Here is a 26287-nt window from a genome sequence, read left to right as displayed (position 1 = left end):
GGCTCCTCCCTGTGATAACCATCTCTTTCCTTCAGATTCTTACCTAGAAAATGAAATCAATTACCATCCCAATCCGACTTCTGCTAAGCTTCGTTGCATTCTTGGAATATCGACTAACATAACTGTTCCATCCTGATTGCCCCAAATAAGTTTGCTCTGAGAACTGTTTAAGGCAAAATTGGTGTAGCGTGGTTCACCAATCTGAACAAAGTTGACGAGAGGTGCCGAGGATTCACCATGTATAAGTGTGCCGGGGGGGTACCGAACCCAGTATTTTTGACTAACAAACATTCTGTTGAAATCGCTCAATGACCAATCGCCAAGATGTTTACCAGTAGCAATGTCTAACAATGCAGCTGAATCTCGGGAATTGGTGAAGCAGGCAATAAGTTTCTCAGTCGGATCAATATCAGTAGAGCCATACGTTTCTGGATATTTGAATGGCACAGACCATATTTCTTTACCGGTATTTACTTGATAGGCTTTTATTTTCCCTTCGAGCCCAGCTGGTCCCGATGACAGGCCATTGACAAAGTACATCCCTCCATCTTGTGTCATCTTGGCATCAAAAACAGAATGATTGAAATCACGATTTTGGTGCAATGGATCTAACGGCTGATTACCCAATAAATTACGTATTCGGTAGATCAGTTGTTGCCCCCGCGATGCAGGAATTGTGCCTGCTTCATTTTCGAAGCGAATTGACATCAGCTTGTCGGTTGATTGAAAAGCCAAGTTATCCATCAAGCCTGGCGGCAGCTTCCATGAGGTAAGTAATTTCCCTGACTCTACATCATAGAGTCTTGCCTCCTCGCCTGCACTCATTACACATTGAGTGCATTCCTTGTTGAAGGAAAGAGCAAAATTATCCAGCCAGTATCCTCGAGGTGCATCGAGTATGTATTTTAATTTTCCAGTTGCAACTTCCCACAGACCAATTTGCCATGCATGCGATAACGCGACAACAAGTTTATCATCGGGTGAGAAAAAGACTCTGCCAACAGCACCAGTCATGCCACTTAATGTTTGAATTCCCCGATTTGAATGCAATTTCCAAATATCGACGCCGCCTCTGTCAGATGATGAAGCTCCTCCCCAAGCTTGAACACTGCTTACTGCTAACTGATCACCTTGAGATGAAAATGCCACACCCAACATGGTATTTCGATCAGCTAAATCCAGAAGCACCTGGCCTGTTGCCACATTCCAGATTTTGGCGCTATTTCTCCCTGCAGATGCAAGCAGTGAACCGTCAGGGCTGAACGACAATGAGTGAATCTCATATTGGGATCCACGACAGAATGTAATTTGTTGTTGCTGTTCCAACCTCCAGATAGTGATAAGACTTCCTGCATCCCCAACGGCTAATAGCCATTGATTGCCAATACGACAAGGATCGCGGCCAAATGCAATCGAAAGTACGTGCATTCCATTGATCGAAACAAGATTTGCATGAAGAGCTTTCCGTTCAGTTGACCAGACTTCAACTCCTTTTTGGGTTCCAACTGCAAGAAACTTGCCATCAGGTGAAATACTTAGTGAAGTTGCAAGGTTATTGATTGTCAGAACTGGTTCGCCGGAAGCAGTATCCCACAAATAGATAACCCCTCGATCAACCGATGATTGTGCTACAGCTGCATAAGAGCCATTTGATGACAATGCGAATACGAGATTGCGTGAGTTGTTTAGTTTAGTCCAGGAAAATTCTCTTACCAATTGCTGCTTGCTAATATCCCAAAGCCATAATGCAGAAGCTTGTTTTGGACTACGGGTGAGTTGCAGTGGTGTTCCATTAACTGCGAAAGCTACAGGGCCATGGCCTTTGAGTTCCGACCGGAAAACTTCATCATTTTGCGTATGCCAGACTTTTGCAGCTTCGGATTCTGAACCACCAATTAACAAGCGGTGACCAGCAGTATCAAAAGCCACCCCCGAGGCGCTGAAACCTTGAAACCGTTTTACCATAGTGGCATCCAGACATCCAAGAGTTGCCGCGTATTCATCGGTTAGTTGTTGAGTTTTGCCATTTTTCACTGCAAGCCGAGCCAATTGCTTTACTTCTTCAGACCAACCAACTTGCCGATTAACAAATCGGTAATGCATAAGTTTCTGAACATAAGATTGCTGCTCCAATTCATCAGACCGCTGCTGTTGTAAAATTGCTATCGCCGAGGGTATCGCAATCATCACCATGGCAAGGGAAACGAGTGTAGTGGCCCATGCTCGATTCTTATTAATCCAGAGAAAAATTTTCCTTATTAATCCTGCTGGTCTAACACTGACTGGTTCACCTCGTAACCATTGATCTAAATCATCTCGGAATGCTTCTGCAGTTGCGTAGCGATTTGCAGGATCTTTTTCCAGTGCCTTCAAACAGATTGCTGCAAGATCTGCTGGTACATTAGGAACATGTTGTGCTGGTGGAATCGGTGAATCTATCTCAATCATCTCCCGTATCTGCGATTTGTGGAAAGTCGAATCTGATTCCGCCGGAAGTTCAAATGGGCGATGCAAAGTCAGTAATTCATAGAGCGTGACGCCGAGGCCCCAAACGTCTGTTCGTACATCAGCCTTGTGCTGCCACTGCTCTGGAGCCATATAAACAGGCGTGCCGATAAGATGACTTTTGGTTAAAGGCTCTGTTACAAATTCATCCTCGTTTGGAGTTTGAGCAAGTGATTCTGGTTGATTCAGAAATCCAGCGAGTCCAAAGTCTATGATCCAGCACTTGCCGTGAGGCTCGATCATAATATTGGAAGGCTTCATGTCTCGATGCAATAAGCCTTCCAGATGTGCATGATGCAAACCACCTGCAACATCAGCTAATGTCTGAGCAACTGACCGATAATATTGCATCGGTAGGGATCGTGGGTTGATAGCGTTCGTAGAAGGAGTTTGTTTTGATTGCTGGGTAACTTCAGCGATTGGCCTATCAGCTTTCTGTTCTTCTGAATTACTACTTTTCACCATCCAATCTGCAGCAAGGGAAGATAGAGAGGAAGATGTGCTGTCTTCGGTTGTTTCTCGAGTTCGGAATTCTTCGATAACATGATTCAGCGATGCACCTTCAATATACGGCATGACAAAGTACTGTAATCCATCCTTTTCGTCGGCAGTATGAATGGGCACTATGTGCGTCTGATGTAATCTGGCCAGTACTTCCTGTTCTCTATTGAACCGCAAGCGGGAAGGACATGTACTCCATCCAGCGTTCATTGTCTTCAATACTACTCGTCGTTTAAGCCGTTCCTGGATGGCCTCATAAATTACGCCCATACCGCCTCTGGCCATCTGCCGAATTATTCGAAAATCCCCCAACTGTTTAGGATGCTCACGACTGGAAGACGGTTTGGATTGATCGATGGCCAGTGCAAAATATGCATATCGACGTGCCTCCTCTGCTTGATCTGGATGTTGAACACAGAAATCTTCGAGAAGCAGTGCAGGGTTTTCTGCATGATCCATATCCCGAACCAGACTAGCGAATAGTTCTTCACGCAGGTTAGGCTTGCTGCCAGATAGTGTAGAATTCATTCTGCAGTCCCTGTAACGGGGTATCGTTGCAGCCAAAGTGTTTCGAGCTTTTTCAGAGCACGAACGTATCGAACCGTAGCAGCGTTTTCTGTGATTTGAAGTATTGAGGCAATATCTATGAATGAAAGCTGATCGTAATGTCGCATCCAAAGAATTTCTCGATCAGAAGTTCTAAGGAGTGCCATTACCTGACGCATGCTTTTTTGAATTTCTTCACGAACAGCGCCTTCGCTAGGACTGGTTCCTGTTTGTACTAATCCTAAGCCAAGACAAATAGATGACTGATCAGGCATAGGGAAATCGCGACGAATGTCACGCTTGTCGCGACTTTCACGACGCCACACAGCACTCAGGCAGTCGAGACTGATCCGATATAGCCAAGCAATAGGTGAGATACCTGTTTGTCGCTTGTACCAATCCCATTTTGTACGTGCGAGTAAAAAAGCCTCACTGAGAATATCTTCAGCGTTGATTCTGTGAGATAGTTTTGGGTCGATGCGTCTTTCCATCATTCGAAGCAATGTTTCACGATGCTCGTGGAGCATTTTTCCAAGTGTTGCCATCTCTGCAATAGTTTGTGTATTGCTGTAGCCTGTTGGCATAAGCGATATTCCTCAATCCCCATGTCACCTCAATATTAACCAAACATTTTTCAGCGTTTCTTACTTGAGAATCCTGGGGTATTGTATTTTGTAAATATTTCAGTCAGTCCTCCACTGATAATTCTGTCTTTGATTTGAGATTTACATTTTTATGTGAACCACATCTCCTTCTGCCAATCCATGACCAGACAATTCGGCAGCAGATGCTACAGGTTTATAGGATGATGGCCACCGATGGTCTTGGGTAGAACAGAAACTCCTCATGATTATTTGGTGTCTGGAGTAGCAGGTTCATTGATCTGGCTGATTTGCTCCCTGGCCTACGCTCGATGCGTAACTATCGGATTGTGACGAGGGGAGAAAGAGGACAAGTGTTAAAGTTGTCCAATCTGATCCAATTTATTTCACTCTACAGTTGGCATCTGCAACCAAGGGATAGACATTCCTTGGTTACAGGTTCATATATCTGCTCTCTACTTGTATTTCCCTGATACGCTGGTTTTGTTCCTCCGGTGTCACCAGGTTAACCCTGACACTTTTCGTTCTTTTCGTGACAATTACGCATCTGTCGCATCGTGATTATCAGACTCACTGATTTCGTTCATTTCGTTCTCCAAAGTATCTGCGACCACTTCAAAACCAATAACAGGAAGATGCCCCGTTTCAGAACTACCACCCTTTGGTAACAAACCAATAAGCTTTGCTCTTTGGCTGATGCAATTCCCGACAATCTGCAAATACCTCGGATCACCAGGTGACATACTACGCACTTCCTGCTTGATGATCTCCTTGGCCCCTGACCCAGCCTTGGTCCTGGCTCGTTGAGTCTCAACAACTATTTCACCCTGGCTCTTTTCGAAGGCCTCATATGCCATCTTTTCGATCAAATCGAGTTTAGCAAGTATATCCGTCTTGCGCTTACTCACGGATTGTTCTGCAAGAGTAGCCCATTCCTTTTCGATGTATTGCAGATCGGCATGGACAGTTCCGATGGAAACCCCAAGATCCTGTGCGATCTGGCGAATGGTTCTTCCTTCCAAATAGAGTTTCGCCACCTGCTCACGACGTTTGAGCAGTTCCGTCATGCGAGAATTTCTTTTTTTCATGTTCAACCCCTATGGTGTTCAGGTTCCAAGAGGTCTCAATATCGATCAAGTGCTAGGTGGAGTTCAAGTTAAGTCGATGAAACACGCTCACAATAGTTATCAGTACCACATCCATTTCTCGTACAGTACACCAGTGTACATAATTCCGTTGTGATCTAAATTCAGTTACTCTTTCATCAACTCAAAGAAGCGGCATATCAAAATCGAAAATTATTGTGTCTCTGTCAGGCGTTCAGTAGGCGACCAATTCGACAACCCTAAAAATGAAGATGTAGTAGTGCGCGCCCAGATCCAATTCAGGACCGCCACAGGTCAATCGTTCAGTTTTCAAGCGGATTTTGTGATTCTTCATATCTGATTGCATTTGGAATACTTTCGGCATCTCGTCGATCACTGAGCATTTTTATTGTTGAGCATCAATAGAGTTTGAAAAATTGGGAAGAAAATAAATTTTTCAGCGTCATGAGCGACCCATAGGCGCCCAAATCGAAAACCTCACCTCCTAAGCTGCCCGAAGCCGAACGCAGGCGTTGTCTTGCGACGGTCATCACTGTTTCATTCATTTTTTGGCAGTCCTTCGGAGATTCTTGATGTCAAGCATCGGAAATGAACAACGCAGCATCAGTCTGCTATCTGCATCACAAGCCGCAAATATCATTGGAATCGGAACCAGCACTTTCTGGCGCTACCATAGTGCTGGGCTACTACCAAAGCCAGTTCGGTTAGCTGGCCGAACCCTCTGGCGAATTGATGAATTGCACGCCTGGATAACTGCCGGATGCCCTAAGCAAGCTGAATGGCTCCGGAATTCGATCAACAAGTGGTCGATTCTGAATCAACGGCTCCCCAGCAGAGCAAACAGAATGCAATCATAATTTTTTCTTACCTCGAACAGAAAGCCTAGGGACCATGTCATTTTCCTTATTCGACGATCAAGACGTGAATGTGGACAATCAAACCAAGAAGATCAAATCCCAGAAGCATGCGAAAGCTAATTCCTCTTTGTTGGCTCCTTGCAATTCTCTTACTTTGCATCGGGATGCTTTTCACGGAATTCCTGGTGAGATCGTGCATAGCATTGCTCCCTTCTCAGAAGCAGATCCTGTTGCTCTACTCGTTCAACTCCTTGTTTGTTGTGGCTCAATTTTAGGACGGACTGCTCATGCCATGGTAGAGGGACACAAACACTATCTTAATCTGTTTGTAATTCTTGTTGGTAAATCTTCAAAGGCACGCAAAGGATCCAGCTGGCATCGAGTTAAACAGTATCTGACTGAGGTCGATAATGATTGGCTGACGCACAGAGTACAAAGTGGATTAGCCAGTGGTGAGGGAATGACCTATGCCATTCGAGATTCTGCTCCCCTAACTACACACAAAAAATCGAGTAAAAAGTACCAACCTATCGATCCAGGGATCAAAGATAAAAGATTGCTCTGTATAGAGGAAGAGTTCGCTGGCATACTCCGCCAATGTGAACGTCAAGGCAGTGTTCTTTCTGCCAGATTGCGAGAGGCGTGGGATGGTACACCGCTTGGCAGTATGACCAAGCATTCCCCAACGAGGTGCAAAGAACCTCATGTTTCACTTATTGCACACGGGGTAGACTATGAAATCGTCAGGTATCTCAACAATGTCGAAATCGCTAATGGCTTGGGGAACAGGTTACTGTGGTTTTCTGTCCAACGAAGCCAATGCCTTCCTCATGGCTGTGAGTACACACCTGATCAGCGATTGGTAGCACGTTTGATTGAAGCTATCCATTCGGGAAGGTCCAGAGGATTGATCACACGTACTACCAAAGCAGATCGCCTTTGGGAATCAGTCTATCCACAATTATCTGAGGGCAAGCCAGGTTTTTATGGTTCTTTGCTCAATAGAGCCGAAGCCCAGGTGTTACGACTCTCCTGCTTATTTGCAGTGCTTGATCAAACAGCTCAAGTAGCTGTTGAGCACCTTAAAGCAGCATTGGCCATTTGGAATTACTGTGAATCAAGTGTAAAGACAATTTTCCAAAATAAGACCGGTGAACCGTTAGCAGATCGCATCCACAAGCAATTACAAAAACTGAACGCTATGGATAGAACTCAAATTTCCGCATTTCTACATCACAATAAAACCGCCGAAGAAATATCTGAAGCACTCTGTTTGCTGAAAAGACTGGGGCATGTCCAGATGACTAAAGAGTTAATTTCAGGTGGTGGAGTTCGAGAAATCTGGTCCCTAACGAATGTACGAAATGAACGAAATAAGGACGGTTCTGATTCAACGTGATCGATACACGAAATCAACGAATTGCGGTCACGCTTTTCGTTCTTTTCGTACCGCATTGGCTGACTACGATTTGCAGGTCAATCATCCATACCCCGATTTCGGATTACAAAACATAACCCTTTGATCATGTGTCACCAGGCTGGGTGTCACCATAAGATCGTTCCTCCTCAAACAGGAGAGAAACCATGGCTCATATTTACCGCAAGAAGTACACCCGCACCAATGCCCAGGGTGAACGCATCACCAAGGTTCGCAAGAAGTGGTACATACGTTATGTCGATCCGCTCAAAGGTCGGCGGGTCAGCATTGCGGGCTATTCTGATCGCAAAGCAACCGAGCAGAAAGCTGCATTCCTCGAACGCCAGGCAGAACGGCGTGCATCGGGCTTGATTGATCCTGCAGAAGTACACTGGAATCGGCCTATCGAAGATCACCTGCAGGAGTATCGTGATTACCTCATCAATAAAGGTGCTTCGGAAGAACACGCGAAACGAACATTAAACCGTGCAACTTTGATCTTGAATGCTTGCAAGATTGAAAGGATTAACCAGATCACGCTCGCCCCCATCCAGGCTCATGTTGCTCAACTCCGTAGCAGAAAAGCTCTGGTAACCATTCCTGAAAATCAGGAACAGTTCACCAAGAAGGAAATTGCAGTACTATTTGGCATCGGTATAGCCGCCGTCGGCAAACAGATTAAACATTGCAATCTGCCTGCTGATGGAAATGGCAAAGCTCGACGCTTCCCTCGAGAAACTGTTCTTACTCTGGCTACTATGCGAGCTGAAGGACGCAGTATCGCCACTGCTAACCATTACCTGCAGTCAATTCGTGGTTTCTGCCGTTGGCTGGTAATGGATCGGCGACTTACTTCAAATCCCATTTCCGGAATCAAAGCAGGCAACACTAATCTTGATTGTCGTCGTAGTCGTCGTGTACTCACTCATCAGGAATTAGCATTGCTCCTTGATCGAACCAGAACAAGCAAGCGGGTGATCAATGCCTTTGACGGCCCAACTCGGTGCATGCTCTACTCATTGGCACTCAGCACTGGCTTCCGTGCCCACGAGTTATCTTCCTTACGCAAGGCTGATATTCACTGGGGGGACAATTTTGCATCGGTTCGCTGCCATGCCGCATACACCAAGAATCGAAAGCACGTTGAGCAACCATTACCGCCTTGGATCATTCCATTGTTGGAGCAGTTCCTGCAGCCCCTCGCATCAGAAGCCAAACTCTGGCCCGGCCCCTGGTACAAACGCGCCTGCTACATGTTACGCAGTGACATGACCGCAGCAGGTATTCCCTACAAAACATGCGAGGGTTATTTCGACTTTCATTCTTTCCGAGGCCAGTACATCACTGAGCTTGCATCCGTAACTCACAACATCAAGGTGCTACAGACGCTTGCCCGACATGCAGACGTTCGGTTGACTCTGCACCGCTATGCGAAAGCAAGGCCAGCGGAGATTATGGCGGCAACGGCGGCGCTACCGGTGCCGATGTTAAAATGATGAATCGCGTACTGTATTTAGTCAATTCCTGGTAGTAAGTTCCCCTACCACCGCCTCCATCAACTTCCTGGCTGTCGCCTGGCTGACCGCCAGTTGGGATTCCAACTGATCCACTAGGGCCATCAATTGATCGACCTTGGCGACGATACGACGCTGTTCGGCGAGGGGTGGGAGGGGAACAACAAGGTTCGAAAGCTCAGTCGTGTTGATATTCTTCACACCGCTTGTGGTCCGAATTGGCCCTTCGATTTGTTCGCGGACAAATGGCGTGCTGAGTGCTACTTGAATATATGGAGTGAAAATCTCATTTTTTGGTATTCGGGCTCGAACAAGGTAACCAGCATACGCAAAGGCCTCATCATTTATTGAGGCAACAGCGCTTCTTCCGACTAGTGACTCGCTTCCATTTGAGCGAACAAGAAGGAGATCGCCTTCCTGTAATCGTAGCTCCTCAAATTCAGATGACGGCATTGCGGTATATTTCATATCTGTTGATTCGATCCGACCACTCTGGATATTGGGGATCCGCAACACTGGTACGCCATTGGAATTGCGAGTGCATTTTCGTGAAGTACCATAGCGAAAATCAAGTACGAGGTTACCGAGCCGACACCAAATCCAAGATTGTGGGACATTGTGCAACCATCCTGCGTCATTCAGCTCTCGTATTTTCTTTGTTGTTTTTGATCGTTTATCGGACAAATACTTTGCTCGTATTTTCGAAATCCTATCGAAGAGTTCTTCTGCTGGCGCATCACTAACATCCTGAGGCACCAGCTTACCCTGCACCGCCATGCTCAGAATCATCTTCCGCAAATCGGCGGGCGTGACGGCGTACGAGGGATGAAAGAGAAACTGAAGATTATCCGGCGTCGGAGCATCAGCAAACCGCGCCAGCGAGGCATTGACGAGTGCAGCATGTCGGTTCTCCCGTTCCTCCTGCTGTGCCTCCAGCCGATCACACAACGCCATCAACTCATCCACCTTCGCCACAATTCGTTTCTGCTCAGCGAGGGGCGGAAGCGGAATAGGACATGCACGGACTTGGCGCATGTTTATCGAAGCGAGGTTAGTAGTCTGCTTTGAAGCTGATTGAAAGTATGCCCTACCAACTGGCGAATTGAAGTATCGTTCAAACCAAATAGGTAGTAACTGAGACGAACGCATCCGTGCTCGAAAAATATGATTTTGATGAAGACATTGAGGTATTTGACATCTCCAAATAACTGAACGGCCAACTTTGTCCCAATCACCTCCTTCAGTCATGAGAAGATCATTGTTCAACAGCGAGTATCGCTCTATCTCGTCCTCCGCAATTGTTACTTCTTTCACTACACTCAAGTCGAGTTCGCCGCGTTTTACATTCGCAACACGAAGGTATGGTAACGTCACCATTTTCCTATCGCCAAGTTTACGACCTAATGTGACACCTCCAGCAACTAATGCTACATCTTCAAACTTGATGATAGTCCAAGTGGACGGGATAAATCGTTCGAGACTTGCATCATTGTTCTCAAGAGCAGTAGATTTCAAATCCATTCTGGACAAGTACGTTGTTGCTGGTTCGTCATTTGGATCTTGTGGGACGAGTTTTCCTTGGATGGCAATGGCAAGCACCATCTCCCGCATCTTCCTCACCGCCCCGGGCGCATCAGCGAACAGCTCAAACTTCTCGAAAAAGGTCTCCAACGTCATTCCACCACTCCAGCCGTGGCGGTAAGTGCCTGGTGCAGTTCTTTCTTGAGTGCTGCTCGTGTCTCCGCAATCTGCCCCAGCAGCTTCTCGTACTCCGGCAGCAGATGATCCACATCGCCGGGGCCATCATCCGTGCTGTGCGGGTTCTTCAGATCGAGGTTGTAGTTGCCTGTCTTGATCTGATCGATGGAAACCCGCCAGGCCTGTTCGTTCTCCTGCCTTTTGCTGTACTCCCCCTTTTTGTCAGGCTTGCTCCACCACTTCCGCTCGGCTTCAAACTCCTCAATGCGAATCGGCTTGCCCTTGTTGTAACTCTTGGCCCCGGCGGGGTACGGGTGCTCGTAGTACCAGACATCCTTCGTCGGCTGCCCCTTGGTGAAGAAAAGCAGGTTCGTCCGGATGCCGGTGTAGGGATTGAACACCCCATTCGGCAAGCGAACGATGGTGTGCAGGTTGCACTCATTCAGCAGCGCTTCCTTGATTCGCGTTTTGACACCCTCGCCAAAGAGCGTGCCATCTGGCAGCACAAGCCCGGCCCGGCCGCCGGGCTTCAGAATTTTCATCAGCAGCACCAGGAACAGGTCAGCCGTCTCCCGAGTGCGGAACTCGGTGGGGAAGTTGGCTTCGATGCCATCCTCTTCCATGCCACCAAACGGCGGATTGGTGACGATGACATCCACCCGCTCCTTCGGCGACCAGTCCCGCAGCGGACGAGCCAGTGTGTTATCGTGCCGGACATTGCTCGGAACATCGATGCCATGCAGCAGCAGGTTGGTGATGCACAGAACGTGAGGCAGATGCTTCTTCTCGATGCCGGAGAAGCACTCCTGGATGGTGCGTTCATCCTCTTCCGTCTTGGCCTGCTTACGCAGGTGTTCGATGGCACACACGAGGAAGCCACCGGTGCCACAAGCAGGATCAAGGATGGTTTCACCCAGACGGGGGTTGACCTGTTCCACAATGAACTGAGTGACTGCCCGTGGCGTATAAAACTCTCCGGCGTTACCTGCTGACTGCAAGTCTTTGAGCAGTTTTTCGTAGATGTCGCCAAACATATGGCGATCATCGCTTGCATTGAAATCGATGCCATTAATTTTGTTGATGACCTGCCTCATCAACGTGCCATTCTTCATGAAATTGTTGGCATCTTCAAAAGTCATGCGGATGAGGCCGGTAATCTTATCCGATCCGCCGGTAAGGGCTTTCAACTTGGGTAACAGGGTATTGTTGATGAAATCAAGCAGGGCATCGCCCGTGATGCCTTCTTCATCGGTCGCCCAGTTCGACCATCGCAGGTGGCTGGGAAGCGGCGACTTGTAGTTGTCTCGAATGAGTTCGAGTTCTTTCTCGCGGTCGTCGAATATTTTGAGGAAGAACATCCAGCCGAGTTGTTCCAGGCGTTGGGCATCGCCGTAGGTACCGGCGTCCTTCCGCATGATGTCTTGGATGGATTTGACGATGTTGGAGACGTTGGCCATGAGTTACGCTACAGACTTATAAAGGGCGGTTTTCAGTTCCCGAATGGCAGCCAGGTAACCAAGCTTTCCACCAAATAGTTTTACGATTTCCACGGGGGTGCCGAAGCCAGTCAGGGGGTCTACTTTCAAGATTTCGAGAGATTCCACACTGGTGATGCCTGAGTCAGCATATTTCTGCAGCAAGGCTTCCAGCACGGTACGAGCTTTATCACTGTACTGCCCGAAGACATTACGTTTTTTGACTCTGTCTGCTCGTTCCTTGCGTGTCAGTGGTGGCTGATCGAATGCCACGTGGCATACGAGGTCGAATGCATCGTAATCGCGGCCCACCTGCTCAGCCAACTCATCCAGGAAGACTCCCTTCGAAGCCAGCTCTTCCAGTATGGCTTGTTTCTTCTCAGCATCGTTCCAAGCGGTGAGAAAGTTATCGAGCGAGGTGTAAGACTGTTTGACGGTTTTGCGGGTGTAATCCTTGAGTGATTCAGTGATAAGCTTGCCATTGGCATCGAGGTATTGCACGCGCTCAGTGGCAACTTTCACTTCCACGTTGTTGACGTAGTATTTGGTAACGCCAGTTGGTGGTGGGTCACCAGGTAGACCGTTGCCGTCGCCAATGGTTCCATCACCTGACGGCTGGTCTTCATCCCCTTCCGGAACATCGTCGGGCGGGACGGGAGAGTCTCCGGTCTTGGGTTCGTAAACCTGCACGGGCACGTCATTAAACTTTGGATCAGCAAACTGTGAGGTGGCTTGCCTGAAATCCATGATGGTGAAGAAGAGCTTATTGTAATCCTCGTTGATGCGGGTACCTCGTCCGATGATCTGCTTAAACTCTGTTGGGGATTGAATGGCACGATCCAAAACGATCAGCTTGCAGGTTTGTGCATCCACTCCCGTGCTCATCAGTTTGGAAGTGGTGGCAATGACGGGGTAGGTAGATTCAGGATCGATGAAGTTATCGAGTTGGGCTTTGCCTTCATCATTGTCACCGGTGATACGCATGACATACTTGCTGTTGGCAGCAGCCAGGTCGGGGTTGGCATTAACCATAGCCTGCCTCATCCGCTCTGCATGGTCGATATTCTCACAGAATATGATTGTCTTGGCATAACGGTCGGTTGCGCGGAGGAACTCAGTCACCTTGGCAGCAACAGCTTCGGTACGCTTTTCCAGGACCAAGTTGCGGTCGAAATCGCGGATGTTATATTCCCGGTCTTCAATCAGGTTGCCGTACTTGTCGGTTTGACCTGCTTCTGGTCGCCAGCCATCAAGATCTTTATCCAAGCCGATACGAATGACCTTGTATGGAGCCAGGAAGCCATCGGAGATACCCTGACGTAGCGAATAGGTGTAGATCGGTTCGCCAAAATACTCGATGTTGGAAATATCCTCGGTTTCCTTGGGAGTGGCTGTTAGACCTATCTGTGTGGCTGAAGAGAAGTACTCCAGCACTTTTCGCCAGGCAGCATCATCGGCAGCACTGCCCCGGTGACACTCATCAACTACAACCAGATCGAAGAAGTCTGGAGAGAACTGCTTGTAGATGTTCTGCTCTTCTTCGGTGCCGGTGACGGCTTGATAGAGGCATAGATATATCTCGAATGCCTTATCTACCGTGCGATTGGTGATCTTTGTCATGGCCTGACCGAACGGTTTGAAGTCGTTGGTCTTGGTTTGGTCAGCCAGGATGTTGCGATCAACAAGAAATAGGATTCGTTTCTTGGTCCCTGATTTCCACAATCTCCAGATGATTTGGAAAGCGGTGTAGGTTTTACCTGTCCCGGTAGCCATGACAAGCAGGATGCGGTTTTCTCCCCGGGCGATAGCATCCACGGTCCGATTGATGGCCACGAGCTGATAGTATCGCGGTGGCTTGCGTGTGCCATCAATGAAATAGTCCTGGGTGACAACAGCTTCCTGCTCGGTCGAGTACCCCTTGGCCTGTCGATACCGTGCCCAGAGTTCATCCGGCGTGGGGAACTGATCGAGCGGAATCTCGCTTGTTATAGTGCCACTCGTTTTGGTGCGGTCGTGTTCGAGGAATGCATCGCCATTGGAACTGTAGGCAAAAGGAACGTCGAGAATCTCGGCATATTCCAGTGCCTGTTGCATCCCAGCGCCGATCGAGTAGTTGTTATCTTTGGCTTCAATGACTGCAATGGGGATATTCGGCTTGTAATAGAGGATGTAGTCAGCCTTCTTAGCCTCTCCACGCTTGACCGTTTTGCCTCGAACGATGACTTGTCCCTTCGTGAAGTAGATTTCCTCACGAATTTGAGTCATTAAGTTCCACTTTTCCCCATTAACGCCAAGTAGGGCCGGGGTAATGAACTTCGTGCGAATGTCTGCTTCTGTAAGTTCTTTCTTGTTCATACGGACTACAATCTTGCCTCGAAATATGGTATATTCCAAGGAAATTATTGTCATAGTCTGAATTATTCATGCTGACCATTGACCAGTCATAACACTTGATGGTTCCATGCGTTTTTCAGTTTACAATCAAGTGCTTCCATGCTTTACCAACTTGAAGATGGCTCTATTCATAATGATGCTGGATTCTTGGTTTACATGAGTACCGATCGATTTCTAGATAGCATCGTAAGTGGCGATTGTTGTTTCATCTGTGGTCGTGCCCCCTCTAAAACAGATTTCAATAAGGAACATATTCTTTCGAATTGGATCCTTAACCGGTACAAGTTACATAGTAAATACATCGACTTGCCCAATGCCACTGGCCATTCTTATGGCAGCTATACCATCCCTTGCTGTGTAAATTGCAATGGGCTAATGAATACGATTTTCGAAATTCCCATTCGGGAGTACGTGCTAAAAGGATATTCCCACATTAAGACTGCATTGCATCGAGATGGACCATTAAGATTCTTCGTTTGGCTAGCATTGATTTTTCTGAAGACACATTTGAAGGATTCGCGAATTCCACTGCATCGGGACAAACGCAAAGGATCAGGCAATATCTCAGATGCTTACGCTTGGAATGAACTTCACCATCTCCATTGTGTTGCACGAATGTTCTTTACAATGTGTGATTTAGATCCAGCCACACTCGGAACAGTTTATCTGGCACCTGCCCTTTGTGACACAGGGATTGAGCCTTTTGATTACGCTGATAATCTTGAAGCTCAAACCGTGATGATCCGTCTCGATTGCATAGCACTTATTGCTGTGTTAAATGATTGTAATGCAACGGGAAGTATCCTCGAAGCGGATTTGATGAAGTTGCCTGGTCCATTTGAACCACTTGAATTGCGAGAATTATTCGTTCACTTTACAAACGTCAATTTGCAGATCATCAACCGGCCAAAGTTTATGACACATGCAGACGGCAGGCTGGGAAGGCTCGCCATTCGAGCTGAGAATATCCCTAGTGATTGGGAAACAAGACTATTCGATCAGACTCAATTTGCCACATTAATGAATCGTTACTGTTACATGACGAAATCCGTCGAAGGCCAGAAGCATGATCCAGAGTTATTAAAGCAAGGCAAGATAACGTTTCTGAAAGAGCCTGAAGGTGGCTATAAATACATGAAGTATCAGAAATGGCCTAACCGCTTTAACAGCAGATGAAGCCTGTAACTAACAGATTCTAGACCAATCCTCTTCAAGGTGAAATGCGACAGAATTATTGCTGTGAAGTTCATAATCATCGATCAAAACTCATTCTTTTCATTCACAGTGTCCCCTTATCTGTCCCCTCGAAATGGAGACAAGGTGAGTTTTGGCAGGCTTAGATGAACTTGTGGAAGTCGCCTCATTAAGCCCAAAGCATCAACGCATTACAGTGAAATCAAAGAAAAGATCCTGACCACTGGTTCGACGTAGAAACAAATCCCATTCACTGGCTGACACACCAGGTGGTCTCTCGATGTCGTCAAGGTTCGTGTCGGTCTGAAGCACGCGACCTGAAGCCTTCTTTATTAAGGCATCTTTGATTTCTTTCCGAGGATGGTCCCACCCTTTCTGAGTTTGAGCCCATTTCGGAACTGCTGTGATCATAGCAGTAAACTCCTGGGCAAATTTTCCTCGCGCCATCCAGCCAATGTTCGGAAAATCATCATCTGGACGACCATTTATTGTCGCATTGTGGCTACAGTGGTGTCCCACTTTATAGAGTACGGTACGGCCGAGCAAGTCTTTTGCACTAACAGCGTTACCATCATCACTAAAATCTTCGTTTCCCCAAGAGAGCCAATTTCCCCGTTGTGCGTCAGCAGCGAATAGTAATACCTTCCCGCCTTTACCCAGTTCGAACGCAAGGACGAGACTGGCGTTATTAGTGTCTCCATTCATCGCGAGAGCCAAATCTTCTGCAGAATAAAGCCAGTCATTATCAATACGACGCCATTCTGCATTATTCGATGCCACTTCATCAGACGTGGATGTGTCAACAGTGTCAGGATAATTAGCTGCCACTTTGCTATGACCATAATTGTTGGTGAAGAATTGACCAAACTCTGGATCCTGATAAATACTGGATAAATCGAGGGCATACCGTCTGGAGAAGGGTGAGCGATTGGCTAAATCTGTTTCTGATACTTTAGTTCTTGCTGCAGCTGCAAAATAGTTGGCTGGAGAACGCAGTCCAGCTGCCAGATGAAATTCTTCGTCCCCTTGAGGATTTAGATCACTCAAAGCATCCTCATCGCGGGGAGGTCCAAGCGCAAAGACTCGGACATTTTCATTGCCAGGCAAAGTCAGGATTTTTTCGTGTGGACGCAAATATACAACATGTTTGGCGCGATCTTTGACCAACTTCATAGCTTGTTTGTTTTGAGATTTCGCAGGATCCTTAGCCGCAGCTCCGAGCAACGCGGGTTGAATCTCTTCTTCCCCACCTAGTTCAAATGCAAGAAATTCATCAATTGCTTCGGCTGATTTGATGTCACCAGCGGCAGCCAGGCGATTACGAGCTTCGGAAAGCCCTAATAACTGATCCTTATAGATAACCCTGAGTTTGTTAGCGAGTGTGTCGTCGGGATCTTCTGTCCATGCGAACCATGCTTGTCCGATGGTGATGTCATTTTCGCTGAAATTCGATGCAGTAAATGCATTTAGATGATCTTGATGTTCGTGTGTGATCACGACGACATCTAGATGTCCGTCGGTGGCTTCACGGATACTGGCTGCAATTGCCTTGGGTGTTGATTTGAGAAAACCAGGCGATCCAGGTTTATATCCGCAGTCGATGAGAACGTAGACCGGCTTGTCTTCGACTTTGCCTGGGAATGCGATTAGAAAACAGTCGCCATGACCGATACGGTACATACGAACAATAACACCATCGGCAGGAGGGATAAGTCGCGTAGCCATTTTCTTTTTCCTTGATATCTGCGTTTTGGTTTTTACCTTTGGTTTTGGTCTTGCGTTTTTGCGTTTAGCCATGGCTTAGTTCTCCACCTCACTATGAAGAAGTGCGAATGGCTCGTTAAGCCTCAGATGGTTTGCTTTCGTTTGGAAAGCATTTACTGCCATGTTGGCTCCCTCCAACAAATATTTCCGCATTCGGTCAAGTTGCACGTCGTCCTTGATCGTTCCAGGGGTTCGTATTACCCGACGGATTTCCATCGTGTTTGGGTTAATTAGTAGCGTACACCCCGCTCGATAGATGAAGTCTTGCTCGTCTGTTACTTTACCGTCGTCGTTATCTTTTTGTTTTTTGAGATCAAAGAAACCACGACGCCGTTGGGTAATTTCGACGACGAGGTCGGTGATAGGTGCTCCACGTTGACTTCTGCGGACTGCAGACCGTACCGAATGAACCTCTACCGAAATGCGATTTGGGTTCTCCTTACGAAATACTGTTTGTGGTGGGTTATCATCTTCAAGCACGATTCCAATGACTTTCGCCCACTTCCGACCTTTGCCCTTAACAAGCCAACTCCAAAGAGCTGCAGCATTCGAGTCCATGCCTTGCCATGTCTGAAAGCGATCACTTTCCAAAGTCCAGGAACGGAATTGATTTAGATTTGCCTGATTACGATGACGCGTTTTAGATTGACCGGACTCAGTGGGTTGTTGTACTTGTGTAAAGTAATCTTTCAGATCTTCACGATCCAGATGAACTTCTTGTTCTTCCTGAACGGCAACACCTGTTGGCCAGAGTAGACTCTCCGCCGACATGCTCCGCATGTTTCCAGGATGTATGCCCCATTGCCTGAAACTTTCAATGAAAGCGAGGCGGAAGCCGCTTGGATCATCTGGGTTGAAATCCGTATCTGCGGTGACAATAGCGCGAAGGTAATCGCCAAAAGTAATTCCAACCGGTGGGCAATAATCTATTGCCCGGATGCACATCTGGAGTGTTTGGAGAGCAGCTCGTGCTGCTTCATCAGCAAGACGATAGGCAAGATCTGGATGAATCTCTCCTTCACGAAGGACGCCTGTCCCTTCACTGGCAATACGGTACAGATCAACTGTGCGAGCGCGATAGACTTTCAGGAATGCGTTAAAAACCGCAGCAACCAAGATCGCGCCCCTGGCGTGTGGTTCCGTTGTCCGTTCGAGTTCTCGTACATCCGGTTTGAGTGGCTCCCATTTTCCGTCAGCATTTTGCTTGCCAAGGAAGTCGCGTAGGGCACGTCCACGACCAGATGCCTTGCCAAACTGTTGAGCTAGTTGACCAAGAATATTTTCGCCACCAAGGTCGCCTCGAGTGCGTGCGATTTGATCTCGAAGCACTCCTGGATAGGAGAAGTGTTGGAACAGAGCTACTATGTCGGCAAAAGCCTCGTGAAACGCAAACACATCCCCATTGACTGGTTCATTAAAGCGAGGATGGACGCCATCCAGTAGTGCATGTGTCGTTTCGTGTGCGATGATGTCATGCGACAGACAGGTAAAAACTAGTGTGCCAGGTGTATTGTTCGCATCTTTGATTCCGACAGGGAAGTAACCAAAGAGTAGTGCTTTCTTCGCTGGGCTGTAGTAGGCATTGCGATCTCGAAGTGCATGCGGGTAGATTCGCAGCCGTGGAACAAATTTCTCGATGTACTCATTCTCTTCATTCTCACGATGCGACGACCAAAGTGCAACTCGGCCAAGTGCTTGCTCAAACTGTCCGATAGTGGCCATTGCCACAGCGTAAACCATTTGCTGATGAAATTGTGGATTTGCTTCTGATGGGGCGAGGCCATTTTGTGCTAAGAGACGTTCGTCGTTTAGATCTACAGGTTTGTAAGCCACTCCACTGGCAGGATCAACATCGACAACTTCTATGTACTCTCCAATCGGGCCGGGCCGTGCATTCTTTTCCCAGGGAATGCGTATGGTAATTTCCCCGATGCCAGCAGTATCAAATTGTGCAGAAAGACCAGGATCAAACGCAAAGATCCGTAAGCTTCGTGATGACGGATCAGGAATTAGATCACTCTTAGCCATTATGACAACTCCACAAGTCCTATCGATAAGAACACAATGATTGCTTCTCTTTTCAGTTAGTCAGCACCTTAAATGCCAGCACCTGGGTACGGTAAAGTGGGCAGCGGCACGTCAGGCGACTTTAAGTAATAGCGTCGAATGGCTACGTCGGTAATGGCATAGCCCCAATTGATTAGTTTTTCTTGTAGTTCTTCTGCTATTGTTGCTAATCGAGTGTCCATATTTGCAACAGATGGCACAGGCTGGGCTGCCGAAAGGGGCAGTACTATACCCTGAGGCTGCAATTGGGTGGGATCGTAATCTTCGTAGGCTGTCGTGATGCCCCAATATGCGCCATGACGAAAAGGAATTCCCTGCTGACCCAGATACGAAGCAATGAGTTGCCTCTTACGTAGCGCAGAGACCTGTCGTTCCAACAAATCAATTAGCCTGCGCGAATGGAGTGCCCAGTCACCTGCCGGCTTCCTATCCAGAGCCATCTTTCGTCCACCATCACTACACAAGACCACTTTGAATCGCTTCCAAACAGTCTCCAAGCCCAGATTATCGTAAACACCTCCATCAGATAAAATGACGTTACGCGCGAAAATATCAGGTTCAGCCTTGCCCAGCGCATACAACTCAGAGGGCTGGTATGGATTTAAGTCCAGAGTGCAGGGCGAAAGAAATGGTGGAAAGGCCGATGATGCAGCCACCACTTTACTTAACGGGACATCTGGTTGCTTCCACATCCCAATCAGATGATCCACCATGTATGGCTTAGAAAAGCGAAAGAGTGATCCGGTTTGGACATTCGTTGCGTTAAACACAATCCGGAGTGAGTCAGGAAGATCTTGTAATGTCTTGGAGCCAAATACGTATTTTTGGTAATAGCCTCCAATCTCATCACTGATTGACTTGAAAGGGTTAATAATCCCCCAGCCAACTGCAGAAACATCAATCGTTTCTTGGGCTAATCGTCGCGTGGGTTTTGCAAGAGCCTGGATGAAAGACTCTCGTGATGCAATCTTTGTATTTGAATCAAACTGAAGCTGATTCCAATTCATTCCCAACGTTGCAGCTGTGATAGAACCCCCAGATACACTTGATATCCGCTTGAGTTGACTGGGATGCATAAGACCAAGTTCATTGATTCTCCACAGTGCTCCAACGTGGTAAAGCATTGCACGATAACCGCCACCAGAGAGGCATAAACCAATGCCATCTTCTGGAGTTTTCTCAGGAGCCCCCGGCACTTCGATATCTGTTACTGGCAACAGTGCATTGGCCTGTTCTGTAAATGGCATCTTGGCTCCTTAATTAGTCAATTATTTCGAAGCAATAATTGCCCTATTAGTCATTGGCAGTCTGCTCTCACACGAACTCCTCAAAGATAAAAGCGTAAAATGAAAGTTAAATGTTTCAATTTCTTTTTTTTTTTGGCATTTAGAGCAGTCGCAGTGTCGCCAGTTCGTTTTGCTTATGGTGGCAATGGTCCCGAAAATTATTGCTAGGTGAGTTGGACACTGGTTGAAGAAGAAGGGTGTTAAAACTCTATTTAACAAGCAAGGAAGCCTCGTGTAAAAAGCAATGTGGAATGCATTCATTAAAGGCAAGTTCCGAAACGAGATGCTGAGGGGTGAACTCTACTAATTGCTCACTTTGCACGAAGTATGCTTAAACGAAATCATCGCAGCGTGTCCCCTCCAGTGTCCCCTCGAATGGGAGACACGGTGAGATTTGGCAGGATTAGATGGGATTGAGCACTCTCGATTACTCTCACTAATCGATCAGTCCAAAACAAGAAAAACAGCCTGTAGAGAGGCTGTTTGGGACTGCATTAGACTGAATGGGATCAGTGGGCCCAGCAGGATTCGAACCTGCAACCAAGGGATTATGAGTCCCCTGCTCTGCCGTTGAGCTATAGGCCCGGTACTTGGAGCATTATCTTAGGGACACTGCTCCACTGGCACATGTTCAGGGTGCACTGAAGATCAGGATACACGCAAGCTGAGCAAAAGCAAACAGGGCAAGGTTGCACCTTACCCTGTGGAGTTTTAGACAGTCACGTCGCTTAGTAGCGGATGCCGATGCTGGCGGTCAAACCGAAGAGTGACAGATTGTCGTTCTGCGATTCAAAGGGGCCAGCGCCACGAGCGGAGCGGGAAGAGTTGCCAACGCCGCCGAAGTGCATGCCAAGCAGTCCGCCACGGGCATAGACTTGCGAATTTCCAACCGATACGCCATATTCCAGACCGAGTTCAACTTCAGCGGTGGTCACCATCTTAGCTCGATCCTGCTGAGCGGAGAACAGTTCAGGATTGTCAATGAATATAGGAACTGTATCTGGATCGTGATTAATACGGTGGTAGGCTTCCTGTCGGCCTTCCATGAAGATGAATCCGACACGACCCAGGCCATAAACGCTCAAGTTATCAAAGATGTTATGACGGCCTTCGAGTCCCAGGATTGGTCCAAGACCATTGAGCGTGTGCTGTGAACGCAGCGTCTGGCTGATACGGGATTCAAAGTTACGATCGTCGGTTGGTGGCACGTTCTGCAGCTTCTCGGTTGCGTTGTACTGCTGGTTGAGTTGCAGGTAACGCAGACCCGCTGACCAGGTCAGGTCCATACAACCACAGGTGGTGTTTTTGGTCAGTTCCAGATCCCAGATTTCCACCCGCATGATGTTGCCATAGACGGTAGTGGTAGGATCGTTTACTGAGCCAAAGCTGGTGAAGAACTGCAAGCCGAGCGGAGCAGCAGCGTCGAGGCGGGAAACGACACCCGTTCCACCAACTGGAATGCCATCGGTGTTGTCAACTGCAGTCTGATTATCTGCACTTTCCCATTTGAAGTAGCGAATGCGGCCACCCCAACCATCGCCACCCGAGTAACCAATGGTAGCACGATATCCGATATCAACACCGTTATCAAATTCATTCACCGTGGTGATATTCGAGACAGGTACTCCATTGACCGATTCAGTAGCAAAAGTCGAGTATGACAGATTGCCGTTGGCATAACTTTTCAGGAAGAGGATGCCAGCTGAACCGTAAACCCCGCCACCTGTGTTGCAGCCGGTATCGCAAGTTTCAGCACAGTTGTTGCATTCGACAGGTTTGACCCATCGGAAGAGTGATTGTGCGTTAGCTGTTGAGCCCAGGCAAGCCAGTGCTGCGACAGCCAGCAGTTTGTAATGTCGTTTCAACATGGAACCAGAACCTCCGTGTATTGTCAGCTTCTCAGGGATGCTGGTAATCACCAGGGACAGCCAGGAGAAGGTGTGTTTCCTCAGAACAGGATCATCCAGGTCTAGTCAGCAGTACCCCACCGCCGCGAACCAGGAAAGAGCGGGCATCCTGCCCACCCTGTCGAACCTGTTAGTATCGGATGCCAACGGTAGCGGCAAAGCCAAAGAAGTATAAATCTTCGTTGGCAGGCATGTTGCTGCTGTTGACCCGAGCAGCATTGCCGGCACCCCAATAAGCGTTGGCCATTACGGAGCCACGGACAAAGAGTTCAGGACCATCGCAGCCGAGAACACGGTTATATTCACCACCCAGTTCGAGTTCACCAATGGGCAGAGCCAGAGTACGGCTCATGGTGATGCTGCTGAAAGGCACCTGAAAGACGGGAGGCTGATCCGGGTCACGAGCCTGCAGAGCAAGCGTGGCAACCTGGTCACCTTCAGCATAAAGCAAGCCGAAACGTGCACTTGTGAAAGCTTTCATATTCGCTATCACGGGATAGCGAGCTTCGACACCTACAGTCGGGCCCCAGGCATCAAGGCTGTGCGAGGAACGCAATTGCTGACCTACAGGATAGACTGCAGGAAATTCAAAGTTTTCCAGTGGAGGCAGAACTCGCTCGCTGGCATTGTAATCCTGTTCGATCCGCATGAAACGGATACCGCCGAACCAGGTGACTTCCAGACATCCTCGTCGGCAGTCAGAAGTAAGGTCCAAATCGAGTGCCTGAATACGCAAGTTGCGATCATAGTTCAATTGCGATGGTGCAGATTCAGTTCCAACCGAAGCGAAATTGATACCGACCGGATTTGCAGTGAGGTAACGATTACCGGTCGTTGAATTGTAAGTCTGGCCGGGGAAGCCATTCACAGACTGTACACCGGTGTTATCCTGGAACGAGATGGAACTATCATCTTCAAACCAAAAATAACGAGCCCGAAGCCCGAAACCGCTGGCATCCTTAACGCCAAGTTCAACCCTGCCAGCCCATCGGTATTCCTGATCGAATTCCGATAACTGTGAGCTGACCAGGAATGACTGTCCATTCTGATTGACCGGTGAATAGGTTTCAGTAACGAAAGCAGGATTGCTGCCTCCCACCTGCTTCAAAACCATAACGCCAACTGAGCCGTACCAACCACCTCGAGTGGCAGGTTCTTCACAGGTAGTACAAGGGTCACCTGCCCAGGCACTGCTACCGAGCCAGGTCATGGCCACAGCTGCCAGCAGTTTGGTCATGTGCTTCTTCATGGTTACCACAACCTCCTTAAGCAAACCCGATCCGTTGTCCAGCGGATCGGACGCTTGTGTTCCACTAATCAGCCCTGACTTTGCAGCCAGGTATTTCCCACCACCATTAACGGAAACAACCAATGAAACCGCTTACTCACCCCAGAACCCACAATGGCATCATGCCTTAGAGATCCGTGCCTGCACGCTATCTCTGCTACACCTCTTTCGACCAGCACGACCCGACTTCGCTTCCTGTCAAACCAAGAATGGGCAAACAGCAACGAAACGGCACAAGCATCTTGTGCATCTGATGACTTCCAGAACTTTTTGACACATCAGGAACAGGCAGCAAAGCTTTCGACAATTACCCAACTGTTAAGGTTTCACATAAGCCTGCTGTATGAGTTCATCTGGAATAACGATTCTTACTGCTTGAACTCCGTTTAGTTACACAAACCAGTCCATTTTGTTTCAAGTCAACTGACATCACTCAGTAACCTGGGGTTGTAACATTTCTCCATCACCTGGCTGACTAGCTCCGCTGATACGACCATCAGCACGGTTTGCCCCTCATTCAGCATGGTTTTGTCCGCTTGGCCAGGAACGATGATCCAGCAGTTCCATTCCTTTTCCAGTTGCTGGGGTGATTGCCCCAGCAGGCCAACCGTTTCTGCAGTGATAGTCAATTCCAGAACCAGATAGAGCACCTGGTTCTTCCACCAGAACATGGTAAGAATTCTGTCGCCAAACAGGGGCAGCACAAAAGCAGGCGCAACCAGTTGAGGAAGGGCCAGAGCCAACCGAATCTGAACGGTTTCGCGCAATGCCCGGGCCAGGCCGGCATCATCGAGCCGCATGACCACGCGAAGCTTGGGATTCAGTTCACGGGCCAGCAATGCAATTTCCACATTTGCCAGATCACTGCTGGTCGCCACCACCAGGGCACGGGCCTTCCCTGTGTGAGCACGCTCCAGTGTTGACACCAGGGTTCCGTCAGCAATCATTACTGTGGCTCCCCGTTGCCTGGCTGCCGCTACGAATCGTCCACCTTCCTGCTTTTCCATCACCACAACTGGAATTTGTTCCTGTCGTAATGCTTCCACAACTCTCACACCAACGGTACCCAGGCCACACAGCACGACATGCCCCGATTCTGGTATGCGACTAATCGACAAAACGCCACGCAGCCTGGCACGAACCAGATAATTGGTCAATAACGCAGTAAATGCCGCGGTTAGAAGCAAACCAGCAATCTTGAGGAATGAAATAAAAACACGATGCCAATCTTCGAGTGCTTCTTTTTCTTCAAGGTTGGATGAGGTTACCATGATATTGATGGTCTTGAACATCCCTTTGGACAACGTGGGCGATAGACCACTCAGCCAATAGAGAACACTGCCAAGCAGTAGCACACCGAAGAAGCAGAGTGCAGCCAGCTTTACAGGCCATTCAATTTCTCTGACTGTTGTGAAAAGTGTTCGAAGAAATCTACGCATGCGACCAGCCCAGCGAGCAGGCAAACTGTCTTCACCCGCTGCAACATCGCGCAGTGCTGGCAGATCTGAAACGGGACCAATCCAGAGTTGTGCATTGCCAGCCTGCAATGCGTCGTACGATCCTGTGTGATCAAGCAGGTGCAGCGAGGGATGCTGTTGCTGAACTTCTGTCAGAGATCGACCGATGAGCATACTATCAGCATCAACCCTGATCCGCTCAAGCTGCCAGTCTTCTCCGGCCGTTTGAAAGCGTGCCAAGACATCACCTGAAAGAGCAGCAGTCGCCAGCAATGGCCCGGATAATCGCGAAGAAGATAACGCTACCATATTTGAAACGGTCGAGCTGAGTTTGGCTACCAGGTTATCGTTAAACAATCGAACTACAATGAAGACAGTCGGATGCAGCCGACGGATTTCGAGACACGCTGCCAGGTTGTTCAGGTCATCGTTGGCCAGTAGTATGACGCCTCGTGCATCCTGCAGCCTGGCTTGCGTCAAAACAGCAGCATCACGAAAGTTTCCCTGAATGAAGTGAATGCCTGCCAGGCGTGGATCGGTGGGTTCTGTTTCCTGGTCTATGGCGATAATAGGCCAACCCAGGGCACGGATGTAATCGATGACAGGCCAGCCGACCCGTCCCAGACCACAGACAATGACAGGTGCCGAGACGGATGCATGGGATACAGGATTCATGCGGAATTCTTGAGACCTCCGGCCATCTACCATA

Annotated in this window: 15 protein-coding genes and 1 tRNA gene; 3 read left to right on the top strand and 13 right to left on the bottom strand. The window is 48.2% G+C overall.

The genetic code is table 11. The annotated features are described in order from the left end of the window. Positions 1-60: 60 nt before the first annotated feature. From JNJ77_11345 to JNJ77_11335, 3 genes are all read right to left on the bottom strand, one after another. The gene (locus JNJ77_11345; GenBank protein ID MBL8823174.1) at positions 61-3534 is read right to left on the bottom strand and encodes a protein kinase; all 3474 of its coding nucleotides are present in this window, start codon (positions 3532-3534) and stop codon (positions 61-63) included. Next, complete coding sequence (locus tag JNJ77_11340; protein ID MBL8823173.1) at positions 3531-4136, bottom strand: sigma-70 family RNA polymerase sigma factor; 606 nt, start codon at positions 4134-4136, stop codon at positions 3531-3533. The genes JNJ77_11345 and JNJ77_11340 overlap by 4 nt, the downstream gene beginning before the upstream one ends. A gap of 557 nt (positions 4137-4693) precedes the next feature. Continuing rightward, positions 4694-5221, bottom strand: a complete 528-nt coding sequence (locus tag JNJ77_11335) for a response regulator transcription factor (GenBank protein ID MBL8823172.1) — start codon at positions 5219-5221, stop codon at positions 4694-4696. Between the two features lie 930 nt (positions 5222-6151). On the opposite strand from JNJ77_11335, the gene JNJ77_11330 reads away from it, so the two are divergent. After that, positions 6152-7516 (top strand): DUF3987 domain-containing protein, encoded by a 1365-nt coding sequence (locus JNJ77_11330; GenBank protein MBL8823171.1) that lies wholly within the window; start codon positions 6152-6154, stop codon positions 7514-7516. 185 nt (positions 7517-7701) lie between these two features. Next, positions 7702-9030 (top strand): site-specific integrase, encoded by a 1329-nt coding sequence (locus JNJ77_11325; GenBank protein ID MBL8823170.1) that lies wholly within the window; start codon positions 7702-7704, stop codon positions 9028-9030. Positions 9031-9051: 21 nt separating this feature from the next. Here the strand turns inward: JNJ77_11325 and JNJ77_11320 are convergent, their stop codons facing one another. From JNJ77_11320 to JNJ77_11310, 3 genes are read right to left on the bottom strand one after another with little or no spacing between them, the layout of a single operon-like run. Further along, the gene (locus JNJ77_11320) at positions 9052-10725 is read right to left on the bottom strand and encodes a restriction endonuclease subunit S (protein MBL8823169.1); all 1674 of its coding nucleotides are present in this window, start codon (positions 10723-10725) and stop codon (positions 9052-9054) included. Next, on the bottom strand, positions 10722-12203 hold the full coding sequence (locus tag JNJ77_11315; protein MBL8823168.1) for an SAM-dependent DNA methyltransferase: 1482 nt from the start codon (positions 12201-12203) through the stop codon (positions 10722-10724). Before JNJ77_11315 ends, JNJ77_11320 begins: the two co-directional genes overlap by 4 nt. 3 nt (positions 12204-12206) lie before the next feature. After that, positions 12207-14576 (bottom strand): DEAD/DEAH box helicase family protein, encoded by a 2370-nt coding sequence (locus tag JNJ77_11310; protein MBL8823167.1) that lies wholly within the window; start codon positions 14574-14576, stop codon positions 12207-12209. Between the two features lie 138 nt (positions 14577-14714). Here JNJ77_11310 and JNJ77_11305 point away from each other — a divergent pair, with 138 nt between their 5' ends. Beyond that, positions 14715-15791 (top strand): hypothetical protein, encoded by a 1077-nt coding sequence (locus JNJ77_11305; protein ID MBL8823166.1) that lies wholly within the window; start codon positions 14715-14717, stop codon positions 15789-15791. A gap of 201 nt (positions 15792-15992) precedes the next feature. On the opposite strand, the gene JNJ77_11300 is transcribed toward JNJ77_11305, so the two are convergent. The 7 genes from JNJ77_11300 to JNJ77_11270 form a co-directional block, all read right to left on the bottom strand. Next, entirely contained in the window at positions 15993-17534 is a 1542-nt protein-coding gene (locus tag JNJ77_11300) for a hypothetical protein (protein MBL8823165.1), read from the bottom strand. Between the two features lie 75 nt (positions 17535-17609). Next, complete coding sequence (locus JNJ77_11295) at positions 17610-19451, bottom strand: hypothetical protein (protein MBL8823164.1); 1842 nt, start codon at positions 19449-19451, stop codon at positions 17610-17612. 218 nt (positions 19452-19669) lie between these two features. Then, positions 19670-20887: a patatin-like phospholipase family protein gene (locus tag JNJ77_11290; protein ID MBL8823163.1), complete on the bottom strand. Its 1218-nt coding sequence runs from the start codon at positions 20885-20887 to the stop codon at positions 19670-19672. Positions 20888-21439: 552 nt separating this feature from the next. Further along, positions 21440-21511, bottom strand: a tRNA-Ile gene (locus JNJ77_11285). Positions 21512-21654: 143 nt separating this feature from the next. Continuing rightward, the gene (locus JNJ77_11280; protein ID MBL8823162.1) at positions 21655-22794 is read right to left on the bottom strand and encodes a hypothetical protein; all 1140 of its coding nucleotides are present in this window, start codon (positions 22792-22794) and stop codon (positions 21655-21657) included. A 169-nt stretch (positions 22795-22963) separates the two neighbouring features. Further along, positions 22964-24082 carry a hypothetical protein gene (locus JNJ77_11275; GenBank protein MBL8823161.1) on the bottom strand — a complete coding sequence of 373 codons (1119 nt, stop codon included), beginning with the start codon at positions 24080-24082 and terminating at the stop codon, positions 22964-22966. A gap of 458 nt (positions 24083-24540) precedes the next feature. Beyond that, positions 24541-26253, bottom strand: coding sequence for an NAD-binding protein (locus JNJ77_11270; GenBank protein MBL8823160.1), 1713 nt, complete (start codon positions 26251-26253; stop codon positions 24541-24543). Positions 26254-26287: the final 34 nt, after the last annotated feature.

Source organism: Planctomycetia bacterium, assembly GCA_016795155.1.
Classification (GTDB): domain Bacteria; phylum Planctomycetota; class Planctomycetia; order Gemmatales; family HRBIN36; genus JAEUIE01.
This window is presented reverse-complemented; position numbering and strand designations above follow the sequence as displayed.